Source organism: Microbispora sp. ATCC PTA-5024, from assembly GCF_000511135.2.
Lineage (GTDB): Bacteria > Actinomycetota > Actinomycetes > Streptosporangiales > Streptosporangiaceae > Microbispora > Microbispora corallina.
Genome location: NZ_KI866525.1, coordinates 515,680 through 525,904 on the forward strand (window position 1 = coordinate 515,680; position 10,225 = coordinate 525,904).

Annotated in this window: 9 protein-coding genes; 4 read left to right on the forward strand and 5 right to left on the reverse strand. The window is 74.5% G+C overall.

What is annotated here, in order from left to right; genetic code table 11:
* The 5 genes from MPTA5024_RS28315 to MPTA5024_RS28335 form a co-directional block, all read right to left on the reverse strand.
* Positions 1 to 480: a (2Fe-2S)-binding protein gene (locus MPTA5024_RS28315; protein WP_036330133.1), complete on the reverse strand. Its 480-nt coding sequence runs from the start codon at positions 478 to 480 to the stop codon at positions 1 to 3.
* Positions 477 to 1,403 carry an FAD binding domain-containing protein gene (locus MPTA5024_RS28320; RefSeq protein ID WP_084370071.1) on the reverse strand — a complete coding sequence of 309 codons (927 nt, stop codon included), beginning with the start codon at positions 1,401 to 1,403 and terminating at the stop codon, positions 477 to 479. Before MPTA5024_RS28320 ends, MPTA5024_RS28315 begins: the two co-directional genes overlap by 4 nt.
* Before the next feature lie 18 nt (positions 1,404 to 1,421).
* Complete coding sequence (locus MPTA5024_RS28325) at positions 1,422 to 2,804, reverse strand: uracil-xanthine permease family protein (RefSeq protein WP_036330136.1); 1,383 nt, start codon at positions 2,802 to 2,804, stop codon at positions 1,422 to 1,424.
* A 161-nt stretch (positions 2,805 to 2,965) separates the two neighbouring features.
* On the reverse strand, positions 2,966 to 3,175 hold the full coding sequence (locus tag MPTA5024_RS28330; RefSeq protein WP_036330137.1) for an RNA-binding S4 domain-containing protein: 210 nt from the start codon (positions 3,173 to 3,175) through the stop codon (positions 2,966 to 2,968).
* Positions 3,176 to 3,198: 23 nt separating this feature from the next.
* On the reverse strand, positions 3,199 to 4,812 hold the full coding sequence (locus MPTA5024_RS28335; RefSeq protein WP_036330138.1) for a PucR family transcriptional regulator: 1,614 nt from the start codon (positions 4,810 to 4,812) through the stop codon (positions 3,199 to 3,201).
* A gap of 166 nt (positions 4,813 to 4,978) precedes the next feature.
* On the opposite strand from MPTA5024_RS28335, the gene MPTA5024_RS28340 reads away from it, so the two are divergent.
* The 4 genes from MPTA5024_RS28340 to MPTA5024_RS28355 form a co-directional block, all read left to right on the forward strand.
* Positions 4,979 to 5,887, forward strand: coding sequence for a DUF2877 domain-containing protein (locus MPTA5024_RS28340; protein ID WP_036330139.1), 909 nt, complete (start codon positions 4,979 to 4,981; stop codon positions 5,885 to 5,887).
* Complete coding sequence (locus MPTA5024_RS28345) at positions 5,884 to 7,248, forward strand: FdrA family protein (protein ID WP_036330141.1); 1,365 nt, start codon at positions 5,884 to 5,886, stop codon at positions 7,246 to 7,248. Before MPTA5024_RS28340 ends, MPTA5024_RS28345 begins: the two co-directional genes overlap by 4 nt.
* Positions 7,249 to 7,435: 187 nt before the next feature.
* The gene (locus MPTA5024_RS28350) at positions 7,436 to 8,821 is read left to right on the forward strand and encodes a DUF1116 domain-containing protein (protein WP_036330143.1); all 1,386 of its coding nucleotides are present in this window, start codon (positions 7,436 to 7,438) and stop codon (positions 8,819 to 8,821) included.
* Between the two features lie 152 nt (positions 8,822 to 8,973).
* Positions 8,974 to 10,225, forward strand: a 1,252-nt coding sequence (locus MPTA5024_RS28355) for a serine/threonine-protein kinase (protein ID WP_232326679.1), incomplete at its 3' end; no start/stop codon positions are given.

A 10,225-nucleotide genomic window follows, 5' to 3' on the forward strand; every position in this document is an offset into this window, starting at 1 on the left:
TCACCCGGCCTCTTCCGCCTGGATCTCGGCGGCGCGGTGGACCGCCTTGACGATGTTCTGGTAGCCCGTGCAGCGGCAGAGGTTTCCCGAGATAGCCTCCACGACCTCCTCGTGATCAGGCGCCGGGTTCTCCCGGAGGAACGCGGTGACCGTGCACAGGAAGCCGGGGGTGCAGAAGCCGCACTGCAGGCCGTGGCACTCGGAGAAGGCCCGCTGGACCGGCGACAGCCCGCCGCCGGACGCCAGCCCCTCGACCGTGGTGATCTCGTGGCCGTCGACGGTGACCGCGAACGTCAGGCACGAGCGGACGGGCTCGCCGTCGAGCAGCACGGTGCAGGCCCCGCAGACGCCGTGCTCGCAGCCCACGTGGGTGCCGGTGAGGCCCAGGTCGTGACGCAGGCAGTCGGACAGCAGCCGCCGCCCCGGGACCGTCACCTCCCGGACCACGCCGTTGACCGTGAGCGTGATGTCGTGGTTCACGCCCCCTCCTCTCCATCGGACGCCCCGGAGGCCTCGGACGCGTCGGACGCCTCGGGGTCCTCGGACGCCTCGCGCGCCGCGTCGCGCAGCGCCCGCACGGCGAGGACGCCGGTGAGGTGCCGCCGGTACTCCGCCGTCGCGTGGATGTCCGCCTCGGGCTCGATCCGGTCGAGGACGGCGGCGGCGACCGCGTCCCAGTCGACCGAGGCGGCCGGGCGGGGCCCGCAGGCGGCGGTCACGTCCACCACCACGGGGACCGGGCCCACGCTGACGCACGCGACCCTGGCCGCCGCGATGCGGAAGTCGTCGTCGAGGGTGACCGCGGCGGCCACCCCGGCCATCGCGTAGTCGCCGTGCCGCCGGGCCAGCTCGCGGAACGCCGTGCCCGACCGTCCGGGCAGGGCGGGGAAGAACGCGGACACCGCCATCTCCCCCGGCAGCAGCGCCGACTCCATGGGCCCGGTGAAGAACTCCTCCGCCGGCACCTCGCGCTCGCCGCCGCGCCGCGCGAGCCGCACGGACCCGCCGAGGAGGGCGAGGACGGCCGGCATCTCGGCCGAGGGGTCGGCGTGCACGAGGCTGCCGACCACCGTGCCCCGGTTGCGGATGACCGGGTGGGCGACGAGCCGCAGCGCCTGCCCGAGGAGGGGCTGGACGGCGGCCGCCGCCGCGGAGCGCTCCACGGCGGCGTGCCGGGCCAGCGCGCCCACCCGCACGCCGCCGGGCCCGGCCTCGATCACGTCGAGGCCGGGCAGACGGTTGATGTCGACGATGTGGGCGGGAGCCGCCAGCCGCATGTTGAGCAGGGGGATGAGGCTCTGCCCGCCCGCCAGCACCTTGCCGTCCGGCCCGGTCTCGGCGAGGACACCGAGCGCCTCGTCCAGGGTGGCCGGGCCGTGGTAGTCGAACGGGGGCGGTTTCACGAGCGCGGGACCCGCCGGTCAGCCCGTCGCGTCGCGCTCGTATCCGATCTCGCCACCGGAGACCTCCTTCGCGGGTCTGCCCGCGATCGCGCGGAGCAGGTGATATCCAGCAAGTACCACGATCGTGCCGAGCGCGATGCCCGCGAGCGAGAAGTCGTGGGTGATCTGGTGGGTCACCGGGCCGATGGCCAGGATGATCCCGGCCCCGATCGGCACCATGTTGACCGGGTCGGAGAAGTCCACCCGGCTCTCCACCCAGATCTTCGCGCCGAGCAGACCGATCATGCCGTACAGGATGACCGTCACGCCGCCGAGGACGCCGCCGGGCGTGGCGGCGACGAGCGCGCCGAACTTCGGGCACAGCCCGAACAGGATCGCGATGACGGCGGCGACGTAGTAGGCGGCGGTCGAGTACACGCGGGTCGCCGCCATGACGCCGATGTTCTCGGCGTACGTCGTGGTGGGCGAGCCGCCGACGGCCGTGGCGACCGCGGTGCCCACGCCGTCGGCCAGGACGGCGCGGCCCATCAGGGGGTCGACGTCGGCGCCGGTCATCTGGCCGACCGCCTTGACGTGGCCGACGTTCTCCGCGATGAGGGCGATCACGGCGGGCAGCACGAGCACGACCGCCGACGCCTGGAAGGACGGCGCGTGGAAGTGGGGAAGCCCGATCCAGGCGGCGTCCCCCACGCTCTGGAAGCTCACCCGGGGATGGGTGTCGACCTTCGAGGTGGCCGCGTTGAAGGCCGTGATGTTCCCGAAGACCTTGTCGGCCAGCCAGGACACGACGAACCCGAAGATCAGTCCCAGGAGGATCCCGATGCGGCCGAGGAAGCCGCGGAACAGCACGATGAACACGAACGTCGCGACCATCGTGATCAGGGCGATCCACGGGTCCTGCGGCCAGTAGACGTCGGCCACCACGTAGGCGAGGCCGAAGCCGATCAGCATCACGACCGCGCCCGTCACCACCGGCGGGAAGATCCGGTGGATGATCTGCACGCCGAGCACGTGGACGGCCACGCCGCACAGGGCGAGCACCAGGCCGGCGACCAGGATGGCGCCGGTGACCACCTTGTCGGCGGCCGGGGTGTCACCGCCGAACGCCGCCCGGATCGCGACGACGCCGCCCACGAACGAGGCGCTGGTGCCGAGGTAGCTCGGGATGCGGCCCTGAGTGATCAGCAGGAACAGGATGGTCGCCACGCCGGACATCATCACGGCCGTGTTCGGGTCGAGCCCCATCACCAGGGGGAACACGAACGTGGCCCCGAACATGGCGATCACGTGCTGGGCGCCGATCCCGATCGTCCGCGGCCAGCTCAGCCGCTCGTCCGGCTTCACCACCTCGCCGGGCGCCAGACCCGCGCCGTCGCCGTGCACCGTCCATCTGAAAGCCATTTGAGCCCCTTTTGCTAACGGGCCGTGGGCCGGTAGCCACCCCGCAGGCGTCCCTCCGCGGCGCTTCCTCAAGCGGTCGAGCCTGACCGTTTGGGGCACTTTAGGACTGGCGCCGCCGCGAGACATGGGCATGATCTGCCAAAGCGGCGCGGGCCGGGGCGTCAGACCACGTGGATCTCGAACCCGTCTCCGCTGACGACCTGCCCGGCGCGTATCTTCCGGGCCTTGCGCAGCTCCACCTCGCCGTCCACCCGAACGTTGCCCTCGGCGATGAAGTGCTTGGCGGCGCCGCCGCTCTCGGCTATCTGGCAGTACTTGAGCAGGTCGCACAAGGGGATGTGCTCGCTCTCCAGCTCGAATTCTTCCTTCACCGCGCCAGCATAGGCACGCGGGGTCAGATGCCCCGCATCCGCAGTACATGCAGCGCGAGCGTGAGGTTCAGCCGCAGGTGGGCGTCCTCCGTGAAGTTGCCGAGCAGGCGCTCCAGCTTCCCGATGCGGTAGCGCAGGGTGTTGTAGTGGAAGTGCAGGCGCCGGGCCGTCTCCGCCACGTTGAGGTTGGTCTCCAGCAGCACCTGGAGGGTGCGCCGCAGGTCGGCGTTCTCGGCGTCGTCGTCGCCCGCCAGCGAGCCGAGCGTCTCCCGGACGAACGCGTGCAGTTCGTCGGTGTCGTTGACGAGCGACAGCAGCCGGTAGACCCCCAGCTCGTCGAAGTGGGCGACGGCCCCCGCGCCGTGGAGCTGCCGCCCCACCCTGGCGGCCTTCAGGGCCTGGCCGTACGCGCCGGGGAGCGCGTCGACGCCGGTGGCGACCCGGCTGAGGCCCGTGGAGAACGAGCCGTCGGAGATCGCGGCCAGCGCGTCCCTGGCCACCCGCGGGGCGTCGGCGCCGGCTCCCACGACGGCGACCACCTCGTGGGAGAACCCGGCCACCGCGCCCTTCGGGTCGTGCTTGCGCACCGACCCCTGCCACGCGGCGAGCATGCGGTCCTGGACCGACCGCTCCTCGACGTCGGGGTCGATCTCGGCGACCAGCACGGCGACCGGCCGTTCGAGGTCCCAGCCGAAGGCCCGGGCGCGCTCGGCGACCCGCAGGCCGCCCCGGCCGGTGAGGACGTCGCGCAGGAAGTCGGCCCGGTACTTGCTCTCGACGGCGGTGACGGCCTCCTGGCGGGTGATCACCAGGGCCGCCACCGTGGCCGCGCGCTCCAGGATGCCCACGTCGCTGGGGTTGAGGGTGGCGTGGGCGCCGAACGCGACGATCCTGCCGTGGTGGTGGCCGCCCGCGACGACCGGGACGGCGACGTAGTGCCCGTCCGCGCCGGTCACCGGGGTGAGGGAGGTGGCCGGCGTCCGGCCCGCCGTGGTGTGGACCTCGCGGAGCATGGCGACCTGCTCGGCCTCGCCGGCCGCGGCCAGCACCGCCCCGGACGCGTCGACCGCGGCGACCGCGACGTGGAGCAGCCCGGCGACCTCGGCCGTCACCTCCCGCATCCCTCCCCCGGCGAGCACGATCTGCACCAGCGCCCGGTGGGCCTCCTCCGTACGGGCGAGGATGGCGGCCTGCCGGTTCAGGATGTCGGTGAGCACCTGGTTGAGGATGTCGTCGAAGCCGACGTCGTTCGGGAGCAGGATCAGCGGGAACCCCAGCCGGTCGGCCTGCTCGACCATCTCCCCCGGCAGCTCGTCCAGGTAGCGCCCGAGCTTGATCGCCAGGGCGGCCAGGCCGCGCTCGTCGAGGTCGGCCACCAGCCGGTCGAGCGACTGCGGCGTGTTGCGCAGCGGGTAGCCCGTGGTCAGCAGCAGCTCGTGGGGCTTGACCCACGCCAGGATGTCCGGCACCTCCATGACGTTGAGCCGTTGGACGATGCGGTCGAGGCCGCTCTTGCCGGCGATGAGCCGGGCGTCGGCCAGCGTCGACACGCCCAGCACCTCGCCGACCGACACCCCGTGGAGGATCGTTCCAGTGCTGGCCAGCCGCATGGCCGGGGGTGCCGGGTCGTTCGTCATGATGTGCTCCGGTGGTCCCGAGGTTCAGGACGTATCAGGAAGATTGTGCCCGAACGACCTTCCTGTCAGGAAGAGCCAAGCTTTGGGCCGACTGTTGGCAGCTTTCTCCGTACGGAGGGTCCGGGCCGCGCTCTAGCGTCGGCAAGGACTGGCTTCAGGAGGTCCGGTGACTGTTGGCACGCGTCCGAGAGCCCCCAGAGCACGGCGGGAGCCGGCGTCCCGGGTCCCGCCGAGCCCCGCGTTCGTCAGCGGAGCCGCCAGCGTCGCGCTGCGCACCGCTCTGGAGTCTCCCCGCCGCCCGGCCCGCGTGCTGGCGGCCTTCCCGCTCGCCGTCTACCTGGAGGTCAGGAGCGAGACCGAGCCCCACGTCATCGCGCTGGTGACCGGAGAGGGCACCCGGCTGCCCAACGCCGTCGTGCTGGGCGAGCCGCTGGACGGCTTCTCGGCCGGCGACGACGGCTGGGTGGGCGACGGCGGGATCGAGATCGGCGGGCTCGGCATCACCGTCCGCCGCTGGTGGGACCCGGCGCCGCCGCTCGCTCCCGCCGACCCGGACCGCACGGCCGAGGCCGCCGACCGGCTCGCCGCGCTCCGCGAGGCGTCGCCGCGGCAGCCCGGCCTCGTCCCCGGGGGCGCCCCGGCGCTGCTCGCGCAGGGCTGCCTGTCGGGCCGCCTGGTCGACGCCGTCACCGCGGCCGAACGGCTGATCGGGCTCGGGCCCGGGCTGACCCCGAGCGGGGACGACATGCTGGCGGGCCTGCTCGTCGCGCTGCGGCACCTCGGGCGGGCGGCCGGCGCCCCCCGCGCCGTGTGGCTGGCCGACTGGCTGGCCGCCACCGTGACCTACGACGCCCGCACCCGCACCACGCCGATCTCGGCGACCCTGCTGCACTGCGCGGCCCGGGGCGAGGCCAGCCCCGAGGTGACCGGCGTCCTGAGGGGCGTCGCCGGGCATCAGCCGCTGGAGGCGGCCGTCACCCGGCTGCTCCACCTCGGCCACACGTCGGGCGCCGACATGGTGTGGGGCGTCCACATCGGCCTGTCCGCCGTCCTGTCCCTGAGGGAGCGCCCGTGAACGATCTGGTCGACGTACGCGCCGGGGTCTACCGCGACTCGGTGAGCCTGATGCGGGTGAGCCAGGCACTCGCCGCCCGGCCGGGCGTGGCCGTCGCCGTCGTCGCCATGGCGACCGAGCTCAACGCCGGGCTGGCGCGCGACCTCGGCTTCGACGTCCCCGCGGCAACCCCGGGCGACCTGCTCGTGGCGGTCCGGGCGTCGTCGGAGGCCGAGCTCGCCGAGGCACTCGCCGAGCTGGAACGGCAGCTCGCGGCGCGCGAGCCGGCGGGCGGCTCCGGGACGCGCGAGGCGGCCCCGCGCACCACGAGGTCCGCGGCCCGCGGCTGGGACGCCGACGTGGTGCTCGTCAGCGTGCCGGGCGAGCACGCCTTCGCCGAGGCGATGGACGCCGTGGAGGCCGGGCTGTCGGTCATGGTCTTCAGCGACAACGTGCCGGTCGAGCAGGAGATCCTGCTGAAGGACCGGGCGCTGGAGAAGGGCGTGCTCGTGATGGGCCCCGACTGCGGCACGGCCGTGGTCGGCGGGGCCGGGCTCGGCTTCGCCAACGTGCTGCGGCCCGGCCCGGTGGGCGTGGTCGCCGCGTCCGGCACCGGCGCCCAGCAGGTGACGAGCCTGCTCGACCTCGCCGGGGTGGGCGTCAGCCACCTGCTCGGCGTCGGCGGGCGCGACCTGTCCGCCGCCGTGGGCGGCCGCTCCGCCGTCCAGGCGCTGCGGGCCCTCGACGCCGACCCGGCCACCGAGCTGATCGTGCTGGTCTCCAAGCCGCCCGCGCCCGAGGTGGCCCGGGCCGTCCAGGCTCTGGACCTCGGCACGCCGGTCGTCGCCGCGCTCCTCGGCCCCGGCCAGGACGACCTGACGGCGGCCGCGGAGAAGACGCTGCGCGCGCTCGGCCGGGACGTGCCCGAGTGGCCCTCGTGGCCGGCCGAGGGTGGCCGGGAACCCGGCCGCGGCCCGCTGCGCGGGCTCTACTCCGGCGGCACCCTGTGCACCGAGGCGGCGCTGATCGCCGGCACGGGCGAGTTCACCGACTACGGCGACGACGAGTACACGCGCGGCCGGGCGCACCCGATGATCGACCCCGCCCTGCGCCTGGAGGCGCTGGCGGGGGTCCGCGAAGGGGTCGCGCTGCTCGACGTCGTCCTCGGCCACGGCGCCGACCCGGACCCGGCGGCCAGGCTCGCGCCCGCCGTCGAGGAGGCCCGCGCCCGCGGGGTGGCGGTGGTCGTGGCGCTCGTCGGGACCGAGGGCGACCCGCAGGGCCTGCGCGGCCAGGCGGAACGGCTCAGCGCCGCCGGGGCGGCCGTGTTCACCTCGAACGCGGCTGCCGCCCGCCACGCGCGGTCGCTCGCCACGGGCTGACCAGCGGGCCGGCCCCCACCGAACCACTCGCCACGGGCCACCCGCCACCGAACCGCCGGCCACCGTCATCGAACCGCCACCCGCACCCGCGCCGCCGCCGACCACGAGCGGCCCGGCCGCGGACCACCCGCCGGGGACCGCCGCCGATCGGTCCCCCGCCGACCCACCGTCCGACCCAAGGAGCCCGATGACCCTCTCGATGCTGAACGGCGAGCCGCGCGTGATCACGGTCGGCGCCGAGCTCCTCGGCGAGGCCCTGGACCGCCAGGCCGTGCCGCGCCGGGCCGTCGACTGGCGCCCGCCGCTTCCCGGCGCCTCCTCGGCCCTCGCGGCCGTGCTGGCCGACCCGCGCCGCGCGCGGGCCAACGAGGTCGCCGTGGGACGGCTCACCTCCGCCCGCCCCAGGCTCGTCGGCGTACGGCCGGCCAGTGAGGCCCTCGGCCTGGAGAAGGGCACGTTCTTCCACGCGGGACCGCCGATCGACTGGGAGCGGGCGTCCGGCCCGATGCGGGGGGCGCTCATCGGGGCCATGCTGGTCGAGGGCCTGGCGACCTCCCCCGAGGAGGCGGAGGCCCGGCTCGCGTCCGGCGACGGCATCACGCTCGACCCGTGCCACCACCACCGGACGGTCGGGCCGATGGCGGGCGTGGTGAGCCCGTCCATGTGGATGCTGGAGGTCGCCGACGCCGAGCACGGCGGCACCGCGTACTGCTCGCTCAACGAGGGCCTCGGCAAGGTCCTGCGGTACGGCGCGTACGGCCCCGAGGTGGTCGACCGCCTGCGCTGGATGGGCGAGGTGCTGGGGCCGGTACTGGCGGCGGCGCTGGAGCGCACCGGTCCGGTGGACCTGCGCAACCTGATCGCCCAGGCCCTGCAGATGGGCGACGAGCTGCACAACCGGAACCGGGCGGCCACCTCGCTGCTGCTGCGCGAGATCGCCCCGGCCGTGGTCGAGGCCGCGCCGGACCGGGCGGCCGAGGTCCTGCGTTTCGTCAACGGAAATGATCATTTCTTCCTGAACGCGGGAATGGCGGCGGCGAAAGTCAGCGCCGACGCCGCGCGGAACGTTCCGGGATCGAGCCTCGTGGTGGCGATGGCGCGCAATGGAACGGAATTCGGAATCCAGGTGTCCGGCCTGGGGGACCGCTGGTTCACCGGGCCCGCCGGGGTGCCCGACGGCCTCTACCTCGGGGGGTACGGCCCGGACGACGCCAATCCGGACATCGGGGACTCCACGATCACCGAGACGACGGGGCTCGGCGGCTTCGCCATGGCGGCCTCGCCGGCCATCGTGCGGTTCGTCGGCGGCGACGTGTCGGACGCCGTGGCGGCCACCACCTCGATGTACGAGATCACGCTGGCCGAGCACCCGGCGTACCAGATCCCGGGTCTCGGGTTCCGCGGCACGCCCGTGGGGATCGATGTGACGCTCGTGGCGCGCACCGGGCTGCTGCCGGTCGTCAACACCGGCATCGCCGGCCGCGTCGCCGGAACCGGCCAGGTCGGAGCGGGTCTGGTGAGCCCGCCGGCCGAGGCGTTCACCGCCGCGCTGGAGGCCTTGGCTGCCGGATGAATTCCCTTTGACCGCCGTTTGACCCTAATATCGGTGGCCGACCTCAGATATCCGATGGAATTCGCACGATCCGTTCGGGGGATCATGCGGATCGCGCGCGAATTGGGGACCTTTCTATGACGACCGATCGCCTGCTCGGTATGGTCCCCCCTATGCCGGAGGGTCAGGGCCCCATGGGAGGCGTACCGGGCGGAGCGGCTCCCGAGGGGCAGGGACGGCTGGTGGGCCGCCGGTACCGGCTGCTGTCACCCGTCGGCCGCGGGGGCATGGGGATGGTCTGGCACGCGCACGACGTGCTGCTCGACCGGGACGTCGCGGTCAAGGAACTGCTGCTGCCGTTCGGCCTCGACAACGCCGGCGCCCAGGCGGCGCACCGGCGGATGCTCCGCGAGGCGCGCTCGGCGGCCAGGCTCAGCCACCCGGGCATCGTGACCGTCCACGACGTGGTCGAGGAGGACGGCCGTCCCTGGATCGTCATGGAGCTCGTCCGCGCCTGGTCGCTGGAGCAGGCCGTGCGGCAGAGCGGGCCGCTGCCCGTCGTGCAGGCCGCCGAGATCGGCATCCGGGTGCTCGACGCGCTGCGCCACGCCCACGCCGCCGGCATCCTGCACCGCGACGTGAAGCCCGGCAACGTGCTGCTCACGGCCGACCGGGTCGTGCTCACCGACTTCGGCATCGCCGCCATCGAGGGCGACGTCACGATCACCCAGACCGGGCTGCTGATGGGCTCCCCGGCGTACATCCCGCCGGAGCGGCTGCAGGGCCGCCCGATCACGCACGCGGCCGACCTGTGGTCGTTCGGGGCGACCCTGTACGCCGCCGTGGAGGGCCGCCCGCCGTACGAGGGGCCGGACGCGGTGGCCGTGCTCGGCGCGGTGCTCACGCAGGAGCCCAACCGGCCGCAGCGGGCCGGCGCCCTGCTGCCGGTCATCGAGGGCCTGCTCCGCAAGAACCCGGCGGACCGGCTCCCGGCCGCCCAGGTGGCCGACATGCTGGAGCGGCTCCTGCACACCCACGGCGCCGGCGTGCCGGGCCGCGGCGCGCCCTCCTCGATGCCCACGCCGCACGACTCCACCCCGGCCGGGCTGCTCCCGCCCCTGGACATCCCCTCGGGGCCGCTGCCCTCGCGCATCATCGAGACGCCCTCCGGGCCGGTCCGGGTGCCGTACGCGCCGGACGACCGGGCCGCGGCGCACCCGCTCTCCGGCCCGCAGACCGTCTCCGGCCCGCACCCGCTGCCGGCCCCTTCCGTGGTCACCGGGCCCCAGGCCGTGCCGGCCGCCTTCGACGCCCTCGCCTCGCCGTCCGGCTCGTCGCACGCGCCGGAGCGCCGCGACGGCATGTGGCCGGCCCCCGCGCCCGCGGACCTGCCCGGCGACCTCGGCGCCGGCGCGCCGGGCGCAG